The organism is Comamonas testosteroni (assembly GCF_000761245.1).
GTDB lineage: Bacteria > Pseudomonadota > Gammaproteobacteria > Burkholderiales > Burkholderiaceae_C > Comamonas > Comamonas testosteroni_C.
The window spans coordinates 23,046-40,831 of the sequence record NZ_AWOR01000099.1; the positions used below are offsets into that span (position 1 = coordinate 23,046).

A 17,786-nucleotide genomic window follows, 5' to 3' on the forward strand; every position below is an offset into this window, starting at 1 on the left:
TTGTAATGGGCCGCCGGATCGCGCTGGCGAGTTGCTGGCGTCTTTACGCTACGGCCACAGCGAATCTAGAGGCATTGAGTCCGCAGGGACGAAGCGCTCTTCCTACAATAGCGGCCATGTTTGTCCATCTGCGCCTGCACACCGAATTCTCCGTCGTCGACGGAACCACCCGCGTCAATGCCATGATCAAGGCCGCTGCCGAAGACGGGCAGGTGGCGATGGCCATTACCGACTTCAACAATCTATTTGGCGGCATCAAGTTCTACCGCGAAGGTCGCGGCAAGGGCGTCAAGCCTCTGCTGGGTGCCGAGATCGTGCTCGAAGGGCTGGGCGACGCGCCGCCTTCGCGGATCATCGTCCTTGTGCAGAGCAAGCAGGGCTACCACAATATCGCCGAGCTGCTGGCCCGCGGCTGGACGCGCAATGTGGTGCGTGATCAGGCGCAGCACAAGTGGGAATGGCTGCAGGAGCTGGGCGAGGGACTGATCGTGCTGTCCGGTGCGCAAGCCGGCCCCGTGGGCATTGCGCTCACCCGTGGTGATGAAAAAGGGGCGGCCGAGATTGCCCAGCGCCTGGCCACCATGTTCCCGCACCGCTTCTATATCGAGTTGCAGCGCGCGGGCCGCTCCGATGACGAGTCGCATGTGCTGGCGGCCGTGAAGCTGGCCAGCCGTCTGAATCTCCCGGTAGTGGCGACGCACCCGATTCAGTATGCCAAGCCCGATGATTACGAGGCACACGAGGCCCGTGTCTGCATCGCCGAAGGCGAGATCCTGGGCAATGCCAAGCGGGTGCGCAAGTTCACCCGCGACCAGTATTTCAAAACCGCTGCCCAAATGCAGCAGCTGTTTGCCGACATTCCGAGCGCGATCGAGAACACGGTGGAAATTGCCCGCCGCTGCAGCCTGACGCTGGAGCTGGGCAACCCGCAACTGCCCAACTTCCCCGTGCCCGATGGCATGACCATGGACGAGTTCTTTCGTCATGAGTCGTTCCAGGGATTGGAAGAACGTCTGGTCCACCTCTATCCCGATGCGGCCAAGCGCGACGCCCAGCGTTCGCGCTATGTGGAGCGGCTGGAGTTCGAGCTGGGCACCATCATGAAGATGGGCTTTCCGGGCTACTTCCTCATCGTGTCGGACTTTATCAAGTGGGCCAAGGCCAATGGCTGCCCAGTGGGGCCGGGCCGTGGCTCGGGTGCCGGCTCGCTGGTGGCTTACGTGCTCAAGGTGACCGATCTCGACCCGCTGGAATACAACCTGCTGTTCGAGCGTTTCCTGAACCCCGAGCGCGTGTCCATGCCCGACTTTGACGTGGACTTCTGCCAGCAGAACCGCGACCGCGTGATCGACTATGTCAAGGACCGCTACGGCCGTGATGCCGTCAGCCAGATCGCCACCTTCGGCACCATGGCCGCGCGGGCGGCCATCCGCGACGTGGGCCGCGTGCTGGACATGAGCTACACCTTCTGCGATGGCATCTCCAAGCTGATCCCGAACAAGCCCGGGCTGCATGTCACGCTCAAGTACCCGCCCAATCCGCCCAAGGAAGGCGACAAATACACCTACGCCATCAAGGAAGAGCCGATTCTGGCCGAGCGCATCGAGCGCGAGGAGGACGTCAAGACCCTGATCGAGATGGCGCAGAGCCTGGAAGGCATGACCCGCAACATCGGCATGCACGCCGGCGGCGTGGTGATTGCGCCGGGCAGGCTGGCCGACTTCTGTCCGCTGTACCAGCAGCCCGGCAGTACCTCGGCCGTGGCCATGTATGACAAGGACGACGTGGAGGCCGTGGGCCTGGTGAAGTTCGACTTCTTGGGCCTGGCCACGCTGACGATCCTGGAGATTGCGCGCGAATTCATCATGAAGCGCCACAAGGGCCAGGAGAACTTCCAGTTCGAGAACATTCCGCTGGACGACTACCCGACCTACAAGCTGTTCTCCGACGGCAAGACCGAAGCCGTCTTCCAGTTTGAATCGCGCGGCATGCAGCAGATGCTCAAGGAGGCCAAGCCCTCGCGCCTGGAAGACCTGATTGCGCTGAACGCCCTCTACCGCCCCGGCCCAATGGACCTGATTCCCACCTTCATTGCCCGCAAGCACGGGCAGGAAGTCGTGGAGTATCCGCACCCGCTGGTCGAGTCGGTGCTGGCCGAAACCTACGGCATCATGGTCTACCAGGAGCAGGTGATGCAGACCGCCCAGGTGCTTGGCGGCTACTCGCTGGGTGGCGCCGACTTGCTGCGCCGTGCCATGGGCAAGAAAAAAGTCGAGGAGATGGTCAAGCACCGGGGCATCTTCCGCGAAGGCGCAGCCAAGAACGGACTGAGCGAGGAAAAGGCCGATGAGGTCTTTGACTTGATGGAGAAGTTCGCGGGCTACGGCTTCAACAAGTCGCACGCGGCAGCCTATTCCCTGCTGGCCTATCACACGGGCTGGCTCAAGGTGCACTACACGGCCGAGTTCTACTGCGGCAATATGACCGTGGAAATGGACAACACCGACAAGCTCAAGGTGTTGTACGAGGACGCGCTGAAGATGGGCATCACTTTCGAGATGCCCGATGTGAACCGCGGCGTGCACCGTTTCGAGCCGGTGACCGACAAGGTCATACGCTATGGCCTTGGAGCCATCAAGGGAACAGGGCAGGCTGCTATCGAAGCCATAGTGGCCGCGCGCAACGGCGAGGGCACGGGGCCCAACGGCCACGAGAAGGGGCCGTTCAAGAGCCTGTTCGACTTCTGCCTGCGCGTGGATCGCAGCCGCATCAACAAGCGCACGGTGGAAGCCTTGATCAAGGGCGGCGCCTTTGACACGATAGACATGAACCGCGCCTCGCTGATGGCGACGCTGGACACGGCCTTCGGCTTTGCTGCCACGTCGATTGCCAACGCCGACCAGGGTGGTCTGTTCGACATGATGGGCGATGACGCGCTGGGCTCGAGCACGGCGGAGCCACCCATGGCCGATGTGCTGCCCTGGGGCGTCAAGGAAAAGCTGACGCTGGAAAAAACGGCCATCGGCTTTTATCTGACGGGCCATCTGTTCGACGAGGTCGAGGCCGAGGTGCGCCGCTTTGTACGCACCCCGATCGGCGAGATGCGCGACAGCCGCGAGCCGCAGACCATGGCCGGCATCATCGGCGGTCTGCGCACCATCAACGGGCAGCGCGGCAAGCTCAGCATCTTCACGCTGGACGACAAATCGGCAGTGATCGAAGCTTCCGTCGACGAAAAAACCATGGCTGCTTGCGCCGAAGTGCTCAAGGAGGACGAGTTTGTCGTGGTTTCGGGCCGTCTCCAGCCCGACCGCTTCAGCGGCGGCTTGCGCATGAAGGTGCAGCAGATGTGGAGTCTGGCCGATGCACGCTGCCGTTTTGCACGCTATCTGCAGGTCAGCGTGGGAGAGCGAATGCCCGATGTGCCGGCGCTGCTGCGCCAGTTCCCGGCCAAGGTCGAGGAAACGGAGAGCGGCAATATCAACCATGGCGTGAAGGTGCGTCTGGACCTGATCTGCCGGGATGGGCGCGGATCGGCCAGTTGCGAGCTGGCGCTGGGCGAGAGCAGCCGCTTTTATCCGTCGGATGCCGCACTGGCCGCCTGGTATGGCTCGGCTGCTGCGGGTCAGGTCAAAGTGGTCTATGAATAGACGGCATGGCTGGCCTTGCGAGTTACTTGCACTCGAATGTCGGATAAGAGCCTGATTTTTTGATAGCGCAGAGCGCTTGCTGGGTAAGGGATTTCCATGGAATTCCCTTGGTTTTGCCAATTTTGCTTTCAGCCGCCTTGAAATCCCTAACAATGCTATGCATATGCCAGCGCAAAAACATTGCAACGGCTCGCTAGAATGGATTTCATGGCTACCCAACTCCCATCAATTCCCCCGGTCTCGCCAGCGATCAGAACGCCTGACGATGGAGATTCCTTGGTGCTTGAACGGCGCCGCCAGCGGCTGCAGCCGCCACGCATGTATCAGGTAGTGATGCTCAACGACGACTTCACGCCCATGGAGTTCGTGATTGCCGTTTTGCAGGAGCTGTTCGGCAAGGACCGCGAATCGGCCACGCAGATCATGCTCAAGATTCATTTGGACGGCCGCGGTGTCTGCGGCGTCTACAGCCAGGATGTGGCGGCGACAAAAGTCGAGCAGGTATTGCAGGCGGCCCAGAAAGCGGGCCATCCGTTGCAGGCCACATTCGAGCCTGTTGAATAAGCGCAGTCCGCCCTCAGATTAGTTAGCAGAGAGTCAACCAAGCAAGCCGAAAGGAGTCGCACATGATCGCTCAAGAACTGGAAGTCAGCTTGCACATGGCGTTTGTCGAGGCCCGTCAGCAGCGCCACGAGTTCATCACCGTGGAGCATCTGCTGCTCGCCCTGCTGGACAACCCCAGTGCAGCTGAAGTGCTGCGCGCATGCGCGGCCAATATCGACGACCTGCGTTCATCGCTGTCCAACTTCATCAAGGACAACACACCTCAGGTGGACGGCACCGAAGAGGTGGATACGCAGCCCACGCTGGGATTCCAGCGTGTGATTCAGCGCGCCATCATGCATGTGCAGTCCACAGGCAATGGCAAGAAGGAGGTGACGGGCGCCAATGTGCTCGTGGCCATCTTCGGCGAAAAGGACTCGCATGCCGTGTACTACCTGCACCAGCAGGGCGTGACGCGCCTGGACGTGGTCAACTACATCGCCCACGGCATCAAGAAGGGCGAGCCGCCCGAGCCAGCCAAGGCCGAATCGCCTTCCGAGAGCGAAGAAGGCGCGGCTGGAGAGCGCAATGAAAAGGCCTCGCCGCTGGAGCAGTTCACGCTGAACCTGAACCAGGCCGCCAAGGAAGGCAAGATCGATCCGCTGATCGGGCGCGAGTACGAGGTCGAGCGCACCATCCAGATCCTCTGCCGCCGCCGCAAGAACAACCCGCTGCTGGTGGGCGAGGCCGGCGTGGGCAAGACCGCGATTGCCGAAGGTCTGGCCTGGCGCATCACCGAGGGCACGGTGCCCGAGGTGCTCAAGGAAGGCGTGGTCTACTCGCTGGACATGGGCGCGCTGCTGGCCGGCACCAAGTACCGCGGCGATTTCGAGCAGCGCCTCAAGGGCGTGCTCAAGTCGCTCAAGGACAAGCCGCATGCCATCCTGTTCATCGACGAGATCCACACGCTGATCGGCGCCGGTGCGGCCTCGGGCGGCACGCTGGATGCGTCCAATCTGCTCAAGCCCGCGCTGTCCAGCGGTCAGCTGCGCTGCATCGGTGCGACCACGTTCACGGAATACCGTGGCATCTTCGAAAAAGACGCGGCCCTGTCGCGCCGTTTCCAGAAGGTGGATGTGGTCGAGCCAACCGTGGCCGAGACCGTGGACATCTTGAAGGGCCTGAAGTCGCGCTTCGAGGAGCACCACAGCATCACCTATGAGCAGGACGCCCTGCAAGCGGCGGCCGAGCTGTCGGCCAAGTACATCAATGACCGCCACCTGCCCGACAAGGCTATCGACGTGATCGACGAGGCGGGCGCTGCCCAGCGCATTGCCCCCGAAGCTCAGCGCAAGCAGACCATCGGCAAGGCCGAGATCGAAGCCATCGTGGCCAAGATCGCCCGCATTCCGCCGGCCAACGTCAGCAACGACGACCGCAGCAAGCTGCAGACGCTGGAGCGTGACTTGAAGAGCGTGGTCTTCGGCCAGGACAAGGCGCTGGAGGTGCTGGCGTCCGCCGTGAAGATGGCGCGCTCGGGTCTGGGCAAGCCGGACAAGCCGATCGGCTCCTTCCTGTTCTCCGGCCCCACGGGCGTCGGCAAGACGGAAGCCGCCAAGCAGCTGGCCTATATTCTGGGCGTGGACCTGATCCGCTTCGACATGTCCGAGTACATGGAGCGTCATGCCGTCAGCCGACTGATTGGCGCGCCTCCCGGCTATGTGGGCTTTGACCAGGGCGGTCTGCTGACCGAGGCCGTGACCAAGAAGCCGCATTCGGTGCTGCTGCTCGACGAAATCGAGAAAGCGCATCCGGACATCTTCAACGTGCTGCTGCAGGTCATGGATCACGGCACGCTGACCGACAACAACGGACGCAAGGCCGACTTCCGCAACGTGATCATCATCATGACCACGAATGCGGGCGCCGAGACCATGAACAAGGCCACCATCGGTTTCACGAATCCGCGTGAGGCCGGTGATGAAATGGGCGATATCAAGCGCCTGTTCACGCCCGAGTTCCGCAACCGTCTGGATGCCATCGTCAGCTTCAAGCCGCTGGACGAGCAGATCATTTTGCGCGTGGTCGACAAGTTCCTGCTGCAACTGGAGCAGCAACTGGCCGAGAAGAAGGTGGACGTCACCTTCAGCGACGAGCTGCGCAAGCATCTGGCCAAGAAGGGCTTCGATCCGCTCATGGGTGCACGCCCCATGCAGCGCCTGATCCAGGACACCATCCGCCGCTCGCTGGCCGATGAGCTGCTGTTCGGTCGTCTGACCAACGGCGGGCGCCTGGAAGTGGATTGGGACGAAGCGGGCAACGAAGGCAAGGGTGATGTCAAGCTCACCATTACCGAGCAGCCCAAGGACGCCTCCAAGGCCGAGCCCGAGCAGGCAGTGGCTGATTGAGGCAAGCCATGAAGGCTTTTGCCGGCGTCCGCGAAGGGCGCTGAGACCAGAAACCGGCAGTGGAGACACTGCCGGTTTTTTGTTGTCCTCCTGGTCCGCGTTTGCTCTCTTTATAGGAGCTTCTATCGCTTGTTCGGCATGCAATTCAGGTGCTTTTGTGTCTGAGTTCCCTTCAAGTAGAGCGAAGCCAGCTATGAATGATGATTCACCTATCGGTGCCCGTGGACTGGCTCTGGAGGATGCAGCCGCCGCCACGGCTTTTTCGGCATGGGGCGGTCTGAACGGAGGCAAGCTTTGGCGGGATGTTCTGTGCTGCGGCCCACGATCGGGCTGCGCGCAGGGCAGCGCCGCAGGTCGATGCCCGGGCACAGCAGCCTGATCAATCGTGCAGGTACAGAAGCAGCATGAAGATCGGTGTGCCGATCAGAACGCCGAGGATGGAGAACAAGGGGCCGTAAACAAGCAGGCTTATCTCCAGCGCACGCAAGCATCCCGAGATGCCTTCATTGAGGCAGCTGACCCCGTCGGGCGGCAGGAAGATGCTGTGAAACGGCAGAAAAAGCGCCGCCACGGCCACGCTGGCAAGCAGTGCCAGCAAGGCGGAGAAAACAAGTCGGCCCAGGGTTTTCATGATGTGCATCTCCGCAGCAACTATAGGTGGTGGAGTCGTGAATGTCGGGCTGCCGCGAGAAAACGGTACTGGATCCGGCGCCTGCCTAAGGCTTGCCTCCGGTACCGCGCGCGACCATGCTGATGAAATTGAGCGCGGCGGCGATGATGCCCTTGCTCAGCGGCAGCAGGGCAAAGAACAGAAAGAAGAGGTGGTTGAGCAGCCACAGCGGCAGGGTTCGCAGATGCGCCAGCACGCGCTGGCCATGCCCACCCGCTGCGATGAAGGCGATGGCTGCGGCGACCAGGGCCAGGAGCAGCAGCGCTGCCGCCCGGGCAGGCCCTGGCGCGCGCTGCAAGGCGATGGTTAGGGGACGGATCAGGCAGCAGCCAAAGATCAGGGCGCAGAGAAAAGGCACCAGGTGCACGGCTTCGCCGCGCACGAGCCAGGGCAGGGCCGTTGCATAGGACAGAGCCAGCAGGCCGAGGCCGATGGCTCCTATGAGCCGGGGTTGCCGCTGTTGCTGCTGTTGCTGCTGTTGCTGCTGTTGCTGTTTCATGGGCGCCTGCCGGTGCGCTGGGACGAGGCCATGAGAATAATGAAAATAATGAAAAAAGGAGCTGTCATCGCTTTCTGCATAACGATTTCAGATGCTTTTGTATTTGAAAGGTAATGCTGAAGAGCGGTGTCAGCTATCAATACTGCTACTTGAGCCTGACTCCGGTCACTTGACCTGGCGCTTTTCCAGCTTGCGCGCCAGCGTGCGCCGGTGCATGCCCAGGCGGCGTGCGGCCTCGGAGATGTTGAAGCCGGACTCGGCCAGGGTCTCGTGGATATGCTCCCATTCCAGCGTCTTGATGGAGGTGGTCTGGCTGCTGACCTCCACGTCGGTGCGGCCCTCGACCCGCCCGAAGGCGGCTTCGATATCGTCGGTATTCGAGGGCTTGGCCAGGTAGTGGCAGGCGCCGAGCTTGACGGCTTCCACGGCCGTGGCAATGGAGGCGTAGCCGGTGAGAACGACAATGAGCGCATCGGGGTTGTGCAGATGCAGCATCTGCACGCAGTTCAGGCCCGACGCATTGCCGGCCAGCTTCAGGTCCATGACCGCATATTGCGGCCGGTGCTGGGTCAGCAGCAGCTGCACTTCCTCGCCGCTGGTGGCATGCAGCACGCGGTAGCCCCGGCGCTCGAACGAGCGCTTGAGCGTGCGTGCAAATGCCGCGTCATCTTCAACCAGCAGCAGTAAACGGTCTTCTTCCATGCAAACCACAATGTCTTAAATCGCGAGAGCGGACTGGGGCAGGCTGACCTCCACCAGAGCACCTCCGCCTTGCTGAGCCGGCAGATTGCCGGCATGAACGCGGCCGCCCAGGGCGCGGGCCACGTTGGTCACCAGAAACAGGCCCAGGCCGCGACCGGGGCGCTCTTGCTTGGTGGAGACATGGCACTGGCCCAGCTGCTGCAGCACGGCGGCATCAAAGCCCGGGCCGTGGTCGCGCACCTGGATGTGTATCTGGTCGTGATCGCTGCTCAGGGTCAGCTCCACCCAGTCGGGCGAGGCTTCGAGGGCATTGTCCAGCAAATTGCAAATCATTTGCTGCAATGCAGTATCCGAGAGCATGGCGAAGTCCTTCACGCCCTGCTGGTGCAGCGCAAAGTGCTGCAGGCTGTTGTGCGCCTGCCAGTGGCTGACCACGCCTTGCACAAAGCTCGCAAAGGTGGTGCTTTCCGTGCCTTCGGCCCGGGTCTCGCCGGCAGACAGCAGCACGCCCGAGACGATGGACTTGCAGCGCAGCAGCTGGCGCTGCATTTCCTGCAGGTCCTCGCGCAGGTCCCCGTCCTGCATGAGGGCCGGCATATGCTGCCAGTCGCCCAGGATCACGGACATGGTGGCCATGGGGGTGCCCAGCTCGTGGGCCGCGCCGGTGGCCAGCAGGCCCAGGCGCACGATATGTTCTTCCTCGCTGGCGCGCTGGCGCATATTGGAGATGCGCTTGTCGCGGCGACGCGTGTTCTCGACGATGCGGGTCAGAAAGACGATGGTCAGGATGCTGGTCAGCGCAAAACTGATGAGCACGCCCACGACGTAGAGACTGGGCAGGCCTTCCTGACTGGCGAACTGCACATGCAGGGGCTGGTGAAACAGGGTCAGGCCCAGGACTCCGACAAAGGAGGCCGCCACCACGCACCAGGTGTAATGAGCGGGCAGCAGCACGGCGCTCAGAATGCCCTGCAGCAGATACAGATAGATGAAGGGGTTGCTGGCACCGCCGCTCAGGTACAGCTGAATGGTCAGGGCCAGCACATCGGCCAGCAGCGCATAGAAGACGCTGCGCGAGGTCACGGGGCGGTGCAGGCCCTGGCTCCAGTAGATATAGGCCAGGTTGGTGGCCACCAGGGCCACCAGCACCAGCGCCATGGGCAGCAGGGGCAGGGCAATCTGAAAGCCGTAGTGCACCAGCGAGATGGTGACGACCTGGCCGACCACGGCAATCCAGCGCAGCTGAATCAGCAGCTGCATGTTCTGCCGCTCGGTCAGGCGCTGTACGCGAAACAGGGAATCGGAAATTTGGCTCACCGCGCAATTGTCACCGAGCAGGCCTGCCACGGACGCCTCTGGGGCTATGCATTCCTGATGTAGGAGCAGTCTGCAGGGGCCAAAAAAAAGCGCTCCGGGGAGCGCTTTTCAGGGGGAGGCATCAGCTTTTGGCAACCGCCTTGTCATGCCGGCGTACCAGCCAGGCCGCTCCGATCACCATGATGGCCAGCCCATACCAGGTAAGCGCATAGACCAGATGACTGTTCGGGAAGCGGATGACCGTCATGCCGGGGCGCAAGACGTCGGTGCCGGCCTCTGCCCGGGCATAGGCCGGGTTGCTGGCAGGAACGCCCTGGTCTATGAAGTAGGGGGCGGGCCTGCTCAGGCCCTGGGCCTGGGCGATGGCGGCGACATCGCGCGAGTACCACTGGGCGTTGGCGGGATCGTTCTTGCGCAGAAAGCCGCCGCCGGGCTCGCTCATGCGCATCAGGCCGATGACGGTGACGGTCTCGGCGGATGGCCCGGCTTCGGCAATCTGCTTGAGCCACTGGCTGCGCAGTTTCTCGGGCGTGAAGCCGCGGTTGACCAGAACCTGCGTGCCATCGCTCAGCTGCAGCGGCGTCATGAGCCAGAAGCCCGCGCCGGCTTCGGTCAATGCCTTGGCCAGCACGCTTTGCCTGTCCAGCCATCGGCCTTGCGCCGTGACGGGCAGGTACTCGTGGCTGGCCGCATTGATCTGCGGCCATTGAGCAGGCTCGGGCAAAGCCACGGGGGCGCTGTGCACGCGCTGCTCCACGCGCTCGATGAGGTCGAGCTTCCAGGCGCGGCGCTGCACCTGCCAGGTGCCCAGAGCCATGAACCCTAAAAACAAGGCGATGCCCACAAACGCGAGCATCGCCTTGGCGAAGGGAGAGCGCTGCCGCGCAGCGCTCTGGTTCTTCATGAGGTCAGTCAAGGTGTGACAGCAGCGGGAGCCGTGTGACCTGCGTGATCTGCATGGCCTGCGGCCTGGTGCATTTCATGACCGGGCATCATGTTGGTGTTCATGTGGAACATGACCCAAAGCGTGCCGGAGATCGCAATCGCCAGGAAGATCACCGTGAAGATGGTGGACAGCATGGTCCAGCCGCCCTGGATCTTGCCGTTCATGTGCAGGAAGTACACCATGTGCACGAGCACCTGGATCACCGCGAACAGGCCCAGCACGGCCACAGCCGTGGTGCGGTCGGTGATGATGTTGTTCATGACCAGGTAGAAGGGGATGGCGGTCAGGATGACGGCCAGGATGAAACCCTTCACATAGTCGCCCATGGTGACGTGCAGGTCGTCGTGATCGTGGTGATCGTCATGACCGGCGTGGATATCGTGTGCGCTCATTTACAGCACCCCCATCAGATACACAAAGGTGAACACACCGATCCAGACCACGTCCAAGAAGTGCCAGAACATGGACAGGCAGTTGATACGGCGCACATTCTCGTTGATCAGGCCGTGCTTCTTGATCTGGATCATCAGGGTGATCAGCCAGACCAGACCGAAGGTCACGTGGATACCGTGGGTGCCCACCAGCGTGAAGAAGGACGACAGGAAGGCGCTGCTCTGAGGCGTTGCACCTTGATGGATCAGGTGGTGGAACTCATAGAGTTCCACGGCCAGGAAGGCTGCGCCCAGCAGGCCGGTGACGGCCAGCCACAGCAGCGTGCCGTTCACGTTCTTCTTTTGCTTTTGCAGCATGGCAAAGCCGAAGGTGATGGACGACATCAGCAGGAAGGCCGTGTTGACCGCGACCAGCGACAGATCGAACAGGTCCTTGCCCGAGGGGCCGCCTGCATAGCTGCGGCCCAGCACGCCATAGGTGGCGAACAGTGCGGCAAAGATCAGGCAGTCGCTCATCAGGTAGAGCCAGAAGCCCAGCGAGGTGCCGTTTTCCGGATGAGGCTCGTGCGCGAGGTGGTACTCGCGAGTAGCCAGGGCGGCTGTGCCGCCAGCGTTGATATGTGTATTAGACATGGGCTGCTGCAAGCTGCTTGGTACGTGCTTCTTCCGATGTGGCCACTTCGGCCGCAGGGATGTAGTAGTCACGCTTGTAGTTGAAGGTATGAATGATCGAGGCCAGGATGGTCGCGGCGAACGAAGCGATCACCAGAGGCCACATGTGCCAGATCAGAGCAAAGCCCAGAACGGTGGACAGGCCGGCAATCACCACGCCGGCGCCGGTATTGGCGGGCATGTGGATGGGCTCGAAGCCGCTCAGCGGACGCTGATAGCCATGCTTCTTCATGTCGGTCCAGGCGTCGATGTCGTGCACCACGGGGGTGAAGGCGAAGTTGTACTGGGGAGGGGGCGAGGAAGTGGCCCATTCCAGGGTGCGGCCTTCCCATGGGTCGCCGGTCACGTCACGCAGTTCGTCGCGCTTCCAGATGGACACGGCCAGCTGGATGAAGAAGCAGCCGATACCGGCAGCGATCAGGGCAGCACCGCAGGCAGCGATGATGAACCAGATCTGCAGCGAGGGATCGTCGAAGTGGTTGGCGCGGCGAGTCACGCCCATCAGACCCAGGATGTACAGGGGAGTGAAGGCAACCCAGAAGCCGACCAGCCAGAACCAGAACGAAGCCTTGCCCCAGAACTCGTTGAGTCGGAAGCCGAAAGCCTTGGGGAACCAGTAGTTGATGCCGGCAAACACGGCAAACACCACGCCGCCGATGATCACGTTGTGGAAGTGGGCGATCAGGAACAGCGAGTTGTGCAGCACGAAGTCTGCGGGAGGCACGGCCAGCAGCACGCCGGTCATGCCGCCGATGGCGAAGGTGACCATGAAGCCCACCGTCCACAGCATGGGCACCGAGAAGCGGATGCGACCGCGGTACATGGTGAACAGCCAGTTGAAGATCTTCGCGCCCGTGGGGATGGAGATGATCATCGTGGTGATACCGAAGAAGGTATTCACGCTGGCACCCGAGCCCATGGTGAAGAAGTGGTGCAGCCACACCAGGTAGGACAGGATGGTGATACACACGGTGGCGTAGACCATCGAGGTGTAGCCGAACAGGCGCTTGCGGCTGAACGTTGCCACGATTTCGGAGAACACGCCGAAGCAGGGCAGGATCAGGATGTAGACCTCGGGGTGGCCCCAGATCCAGATCAGGTTCACGTACAGCATGGGGTTGCCGCCCAGCTCGTTCGTGAAGAAGTTGGTGCCGACGTAGCGGTCCAGCGACATCAGCACCAGGGCTGCGGTCAGCACGGGGAAGGAGGCCACGATCAGGGCGTTGGTGCACAGGGCAGTCCAGGTGAAGACGGGCATCTTCATCAGGTTCATGCCGGGAGCGCGCATCTTGATGATGGTCACGATCAGGTTGATACCTGACAAGGTCGTGCCCACACCGGCGACCTGCAGGCCCCAGATGTAGTAGTCAAGACCCGTGCTGCCACTTTGGTGCCCCAGATTGGACAGCGCCAGCCAGCCGGAGGTGGAGAACTCGCCCAGGAACAGGGAGATCATGACCAGCACGGCACCGCCGGTGGTCATCCAGAAGCTGAAGTTGTTCAGGAACGGGAAGGACACGTCACGTGCGCCGATCTGCAGAGGAACCAGGTAGTTCATCAGGCCGGTCACGAAGGGCATCGCCACGAAGAAGATCATGATCACGCCGTGGGCCGTGAAGATCTGGTCGTAGTGGTGAGGAGGCAGGTAGCCCATGTTGTCGCCGAAGGCCATGGACTGCTGCAGACGCATCATCACGGCATCGGCAAAGCCGCGCAGGAACATGACCAGACCGAGGATCATGTACATGATGCCGATCTTCTTGTGGTCGATGGAGGTGATCCAGTCGTTCCACAGCGGAGCCCAGAGGCGGAACTTGGTGATGCCGCCGACCACGACGAGGCCGCCAAGCACCACGGCAATAAAGGTCAAGAGCACGATGGGCTCATGCGTCATGGGAATCTGGTCCCATGTGATACGGCCCAACAGCCAGTGGGAGGCCGGGGTTGTTGTTTCAGACATGTTGAGTCTCTTTTGTCGTATTGGAGCGGCTGAGCGGTGAGCGCATCCGCACCGTGAACTACTTATTGCTGTGCGACAGCTCCGGAGGCGGCGACTTCGTCGAGCAGGGCGACAACGCGGTCAGCGTCTTTGGAAGTGCAGACATCCAGGGGCAGGGTCACGCTGGAGGTCTTGCTGTGGTGTGCAGGTGGCCTGCCGCCGGCAGCGTCGATGGCCATCATTTCGTTCATGCACATCTTGCCGTCTTCCACGCAGCGGTTGAGGACCTTGTGGTACAGGCCTTCGTCCACGCTGGCGAAGCGTTCAACGGGGTTGCGCTCGCTGGGCTTGGCCAGATCGATATAGGCATCGCGTGTCAGGGCCTTGCCTTCGGTCTTGGCCTTGGCAATCCACTGATCGAACTGCTCGTTTTCCAGACCGTGGAACTTGAAGGTCATGCCCGCAAAACCAGCGCCGCTGTAGTGAGAGGACTTGCCGCCATAGACACCGGGCTTGTTGATCACGGCGTTCAGCTCGGTCTGCATGCCGGGCATGGTGTAGATCATGCCGGCCAGATCAGGAACGTAGAACGCGTTCATGGTGTGGGTGGAGGTCAGCTTGAAGTGAATGGGGCGATCCACCGGGGCAGCCACTTCGTTGACGGTGGCAATGCCTTGCTCGGGGTAGAAGAACAGCCATTTCCAGTCCAGAGACACGACCTGGATCTCCAGAGGCTTGACGTTGGGGTCCAGAGCCTTGGTGGAGGAGATGCGGTCCAGAGGACGATAGGGGTCGAGCTTGTGGGTGCTGATCCAGGTAATGGCGCCCAAAGCGATGATGATGAGCAGGGGAACCGTCCAGATCACCAGCTCCAGCGCAGTGGAGTGGTGCCATTCGGGGTCGTATTTGGCTTCGGTGTTGGACTGGCGGTATTTCCAGGCAAACAGCAGCGTCAAAAAGATGACGGGGACGATGATGAGCAACATCAGCAAAGTGGCCGTAATGACCAAGTCGCCTTGCTGCTTGGCGACATCGCCAGCTGGGTTGAGGACGACGGCCTTGCTGCAACCGGCGAGGGTTGCGGTCAAAGCGGCCGCTGAGAGCCACGCGGGCCCACGGATTTCCTTGATTTTTAACATGCTTTAGGCGTGACAAAGTCGCGCTTAGGTGTAAACGCGGATTACTGGATCTCGGCAAATGTAATACCAAACAGTGACTTGTCCATTGGACATTTTGTCCAAGGTCAACAGCTCGGGATTGGAAATGCGCTATGCGACAAGGGTTTAGCGGCTTTGGCGGGTAGGCAAACTTTGAGCTGACAGGGCTTGAAATTGTCAAATCAGCCCTCAGAAACGGCTCCTGCACAGGGCTGGTCTGACAGTGCTCAGGGCAAAAACTCTATTGCAGCTGCACATGCTTGGGCGTAGAACTGAAAGCGTCCCCGGGACTGAAAAGTAAGACAAGGAGTTGTACCTTTATGACAAGCATGAACCCGTCCGTTGGTCTTACTCAGCAAGACTATGAGAACTCGGAAACCTTGGCCTATGCGGATACCGACGAGGATGTGACCCCCGGCGAGATTGCCGTGGGGGTGATCATCGGGCGCTCCTCCGAGTACTTTGACTTCTTCGTGTTCGGCATCGCCTGCGTGCTGGTGTTTCCCTCACTGCTGTTTCCCTATCTATCCAAGCTCGATGGCACGCTGGCCGCGTTTGCCATCTTCTCGCTGGCCTTCGTGGCCCGCCCCGTGGGCACGGCGCTGTCCATGGCCGTGCAGCGGGCCTGGGGGCGTGCCACCAAGCTGACGCTGGCCCTGCTTTTGCTGGGCGTGTGCACGGTGGGCATGACCTTCCTGCCCAGCTATGAGACAGCCGGCATGAAGGCCGTCTGGGCGCTGGTGATCCTGCGCATCGGCCAGGGCCTGGCGCTCGGGGGCTCCTGGGATGGCTTGCCCTCGCTGCTGGCCATGTCGGCGCCGCCGAACAAGCGCGGCTGGTATTCGATGATCGGGCAGCTCGGGGCGCCGCTGGGCTTCATCATTGCGGCGGCGCTGTTTGCCTATCTGTACTCCAGCCTGACGGCCGACGAGTTCATGAGCTATGGCTGGCGCTACCCCTTCTGCGTGGCGTTTGCCATCAACGTGGTGGCGCTGTTTGCCCGCCTGCGTCTGGTCGTGGGCCAGTCCTATACCCAGCTTCTGCAGGAGCGTGAGCTGGAGCCCATCAGCGTGACCAGTCTCATGGCCAACGAAGGCCGCAATGTGATGATCGGCGCTTTTGCCGCGCTGGCCAGCTTTGCGCTGTTCCACCTGGTGACCGTGTTCCCGCTGTCCTGGATTTCCATGTATTCCAACCAGTCCATGACCGAAGTGCTGGTGGTGCAGATCATAGGGGCGCTGCTGGCAGGCGCGGCCATCATGCTCTCGGGCTGGCTGGCGGACCGTGTGGGTCGCCGCAACACCCTCGGCACCATGGCCTGCCTGATCGGCATCTTCAGCTTTCTGGCGCCCTGGCTGCTGGGCAGCGGCAGCACCGGCAACAATGTGTTCATCCTGGTGGGCTTTGTGCTGCTGGGCCTGTCCTACGGCCAGGCCTCGGGCACGGTGACTTCCAACTTCTCGTCGCGCTACCGTTACACCGGCGCGGCCCTGTCCACGGACATGGCCTGGCTCATCGGTGCGGCGTTTGCGCCTCTGGTGGCCCTGGGTGTCTCGGCAAAGTTCGGACTGGTGGCTCTGGGCATCTATCTGCTGTCGGGTGCCTTGTGCACGCTGGCTGCCTTGGGCATCAACCGTGCCATCGAGGCCCGCGATCAGTAAGAAGCTTGCTCGCTTCTCTGCAAAACGCCCGGTGCTGTGCATCGGGCGTTTTTCCTGATGCCGCAGCGCATGAAAAAGCCGCCCTCAAGAGGCGGCTTCTTTACGGATGGGCGGGCTGGATCAGTCCAGAGCCAGACCAGCCTTCTTGATCACCTCGCCAAAGCGCTTGCTCTCGGAGGCCATGAAGGCCTTGAATTCTGCGGGCGTGGGGTTGAAGGACTCGTAGCCGAAGGCGGCGAACTTTTCCTTCACGTCCTGGCCGGTCAGCGCCTGACGGACGTCGGTGCGGATCTTCTCGACCACGGCGGCAGGGGTGCCGGGGCGCACGGCCAGGGCGTTCCAGCCGATGGCTGCGAAATCCTTGGGGCCGCCCGATTCGGACACGGTGGGCACGTTCTCGAAGCCGGCAATGCGGCTGGGAGCGGCCACTGCCAGGAAGCGCAGCTTGCCGCCACGCACCAGAGGACCTGCAGTGCCCAGAGAGCCCAGGGCAAAGGTCAGCTCGCCATTGGCAACGCCCTGGTACAGCTGGCTGGTTTCCTTGTAGATCACGTGCTCCATCTTGGTGCCGGTCTGGTTTTCTAGCAGCGCCGAGCCCAGGTGCACGGGGTTGCCCACGGACCAGGAGCCGTAGTTCAGCTTGCCGGGATGCGCCTTGGCATCGGCGATCAGATCGCCGATGGTCTTGTAGGGGCTGTTGACAGGCACGCAGACAAAGAAGTAGTTGCGGAACAAGGGCATCAGGATGTCGAAGTCCTTGTTCAGGTCGTAGGGCAGCTTCTTGAACAGGTGGGGGTAGGCCGCGATGTGGACGTTGTCCAACTGGATCATGTCCGTGCCGTCGGTCGCGCCACGCTTGAATTCGTTGATGGCGATGAAGCCGTTGCCGCCGGGACGGTTTTCCACCACCACGGGCTGGCCCCAGGCACGGCCCAGCTTGTCGGCCACCAGGCGCGAGATGCCATCGGGGCCGCCGCCTACGGGGAAGGGGTTGATGATGCGCGAGGACTTGGTGGGCCACTTGTCGCTCTGGGCGAAAGAGGGGGCTGCCACGGCTGCGGCAATGGCGCCGAGTGCGAATGCAGCTTGGCGACGGCTCATATTGAGCTTATGGGTCATTTTGTCTCCCTGGAAGGATGTCGATGATGAATTGCGTGTGGACCACGCATTGTTGATATCGTCGGCTGTTATTTTTAGATATTCAGGCCCAGTTGATTACATTGTGTCACT

14 protein-coding genes are annotated in these 17,786 nt (G+C 61.6%); 4 read left to right on the forward strand and 10 right to left on the reverse strand.

Features of this window, described 5'->3' with window-relative positions:
* The first annotated feature begins 116 nt into the window (after positions 1 to 116).
* From dnaE to clpA, 3 genes are all read left to right on the forward strand, one after another.
* Positions 117 to 3,650, forward strand: a complete 3,534-nt coding sequence (gene dnaE / locus P353_RS25460) for a DNA polymerase III subunit alpha (RefSeq protein ID WP_034375839.1) — start codon at positions 117 to 119, stop codon at positions 3,648 to 3,650.
* Positions 3,651 to 3,848: 198 nt separating this feature from the next.
* Positions 3,849 to 4,214, forward strand: coding sequence for an ATP-dependent Clp protease adapter ClpS (gene clpS, locus P353_RS25465; RefSeq protein ID WP_034349666.1), 366 nt, complete (start codon positions 3,849 to 3,851; stop codon positions 4,212 to 4,214).
* A gap of 62 nt (positions 4,215 to 4,276) precedes the next feature.
* The gene (clpA, locus tag P353_RS25470) at positions 4,277 to 6,601 is read left to right on the forward strand and encodes an ATP-dependent Clp protease ATP-binding subunit ClpA (RefSeq protein ID WP_034375841.1); all 2,325 of its coding nucleotides are present in this window, start codon (positions 4,277 to 4,279) and stop codon (positions 6,599 to 6,601) included.
* A 379-nt stretch (positions 6,602 to 6,980) separates the two neighbouring features.
* Here the strand turns inward: clpA and P353_RS25475 are convergent, their stop codons facing one another.
* From P353_RS25475 to cyoA, 9 genes are all read right to left on the reverse strand, one after another.
* The gene (locus tag P353_RS25475; protein ID WP_034376166.1) at positions 6,981 to 7,232 is read right to left on the reverse strand and encodes a hypothetical protein; all 252 of its coding nucleotides are present in this window, start codon (positions 7,230 to 7,232) and stop codon (positions 6,981 to 6,983) included.
* Positions 7,233 to 7,317: 85 nt separating this feature from the next.
* Entirely contained in the window at positions 7,318 to 7,770 is a 453-nt protein-coding gene (locus P353_RS25480) for a hypothetical protein (RefSeq protein WP_052085021.1), read from the reverse strand.
* Positions 7,771 to 7,935: 165 nt separating this feature from the next.
* Entirely contained in the window at positions 7,936 to 8,472 is a 537-nt protein-coding gene (locus tag P353_RS25485) for a response regulator transcription factor (RefSeq protein ID WP_003069919.1), read from the reverse strand.
* A 15-nt stretch (positions 8,473 to 8,487) separates the two neighbouring features.
* Positions 8,488 to 9,789, reverse strand: coding sequence for an ATP-binding protein (locus P353_RS25490; RefSeq protein ID WP_034376171.1), 1,302 nt, complete (start codon positions 9,787 to 9,789; stop codon positions 8,488 to 8,490).
* A gap of 121 nt (positions 9,790 to 9,910) precedes the next feature.
* Positions 9,911 to 10,693 (reverse strand): SURF1 family protein, encoded by a 783-nt coding sequence (locus tag P353_RS25495; RefSeq protein WP_034375843.1) that lies wholly within the window; start codon positions 10,691 to 10,693, stop codon positions 9,911 to 9,913.
* An 8-nt stretch (positions 10,694 to 10,701) separates the two neighbouring features.
* Entirely contained in the window at positions 10,702 to 11,127 is a 426-nt protein-coding gene (gene cyoD, locus P353_RS25500; protein WP_003079512.1) for a cytochrome o ubiquinol oxidase subunit IV, read from the reverse strand.
* Positions 11,128 to 11,760: a cytochrome o ubiquinol oxidase subunit III gene (gene cyoC / locus P353_RS25505; protein ID WP_034375845.1), complete on the reverse strand. Its 633-nt coding sequence runs from the start codon at positions 11,758 to 11,760 to the stop codon at positions 11,128 to 11,130.
* A complete protein-coding gene (cyoB, locus tag P353_RS25510) occupies positions 11,753 to 13,759 on the reverse strand; it encodes a cytochrome o ubiquinol oxidase subunit I (protein ID WP_034375847.1) in 2,007 nt (668 codons plus the stop codon). Before cyoB ends, cyoC begins: the two co-directional genes overlap by 8 nt.
* A 62-nt stretch (positions 13,760 to 13,821) precedes the next feature.
* The gene (cyoA, locus tag P353_RS25515; protein WP_034375849.1) at positions 13,822 to 14,877 is read right to left on the reverse strand and encodes a ubiquinol oxidase subunit II; all 1,056 of its coding nucleotides are present in this window, start codon (positions 14,875 to 14,877) and stop codon (positions 13,822 to 13,824) included.
* A 338-nt stretch (positions 14,878 to 15,215) separates the two neighbouring features.
* Here cyoA and P353_RS25520 point away from each other — a divergent pair, with 338 nt between their 5' ends.
* Positions 15,216 to 16,556 carry an MFS transporter gene (locus P353_RS25520; protein ID WP_034375851.1) on the forward strand — a complete coding sequence of 447 codons (1,341 nt, stop codon included), beginning with the start codon at positions 15,216 to 15,218 and terminating at the stop codon, positions 16,554 to 16,556.
* Between the two features lie 120 nt (positions 16,557 to 16,676).
* On the opposite strand, the gene P353_RS25525 is transcribed toward P353_RS25520, so the two are convergent.
* A complete protein-coding gene (locus P353_RS25525) occupies positions 16,677 to 17,675 on the reverse strand; it encodes a Bug family tripartite tricarboxylate transporter substrate binding protein (RefSeq protein WP_003055494.1) in 999 nt (332 codons plus the stop codon).
* Positions 17,676 to 17,786: the final 111 nt, after the last annotated feature.

Bases quoted from the DNA above. Each gene is read 5' to 3' on its own strand.
- cyoB (WP_034375847.1), bottom strand. From the start codon at position 13,759: ATGTCTGAAACAACAACCCCGGCCTCCCACTGGCTGTTGGGCCGTATC.
- P353_RS25475 (WP_034376166.1), bottom strand. From the start codon at position 7,232: ATGAAAACCCTGGGCCGACTTGTTTTCTCCGCCTTGCTGGCACTGCTT.
- clpS (WP_034349666.1), top strand. From the start codon at position 3,849: ATGGATTTCATGGCTACCCAACTCCCATCAATTCCCCCGGTCTCGCCA.
- clpA (WP_034375841.1), top strand. From the start codon at position 4,277: ATGATCGCTCAAGAACTGGAAGTCAGCTTGCACATGGCGTTTGTCGAG.
- P353_RS25495 (WP_034375843.1), bottom strand. From the start codon at position 10,693: ATGAAGAACCAGAGCGCTGCGCGGCAGCGCTCTCCCTTCGCCAAGGCG.
- cyoA (WP_034375849.1), bottom strand. From the start codon at position 14,877: ATGTTAAAAATCAAGGAAATCCGTGGGCCCGCGTGGCTCTCAGCGGCC.
- cyoD (WP_003079512.1), bottom strand. From the start codon at position 11,127: ATGAGCGCACACGATATCCACGCCGGTCATGACGATCACCACGATCAC.
- cyoC (WP_034375845.1), bottom strand. From the start codon at position 11,760: ATGTCTAATACACATATCAACGCTGGCGGCACAGCCGCCCTGGCTACT.
- P353_RS25520 (WP_034375851.1), top strand. From the start codon at position 15,216: ATGACAAGCATGAACCCGTCCGTTGGTCTTACTCAGCAAGACTATGAG.
- dnaE (WP_034375839.1), top strand. From the start codon at position 117: ATGTTTGTCCATCTGCGCCTGCACACCGAATTCTCCGTCGTCGACGGA.
- P353_RS25525 (WP_003055494.1), bottom strand. From the start codon at position 17,675: ATGACCCATAAGCTCAATATGAGCCGTCGCCAAGCTGCATTCGCACTC.
- P353_RS25485 (WP_003069919.1), bottom strand. From the start codon at position 8,472: ATGGAAGAAGACCGTTTACTGCTGCTGGTTGAAGATGACGCGGCATTT.
- P353_RS25480 (WP_052085021.1), bottom strand. From the start codon at position 7,770: ATGAAACAGCAACAGCAGCAACAGCAGCAACAGCAGCAACAGCGGCAA.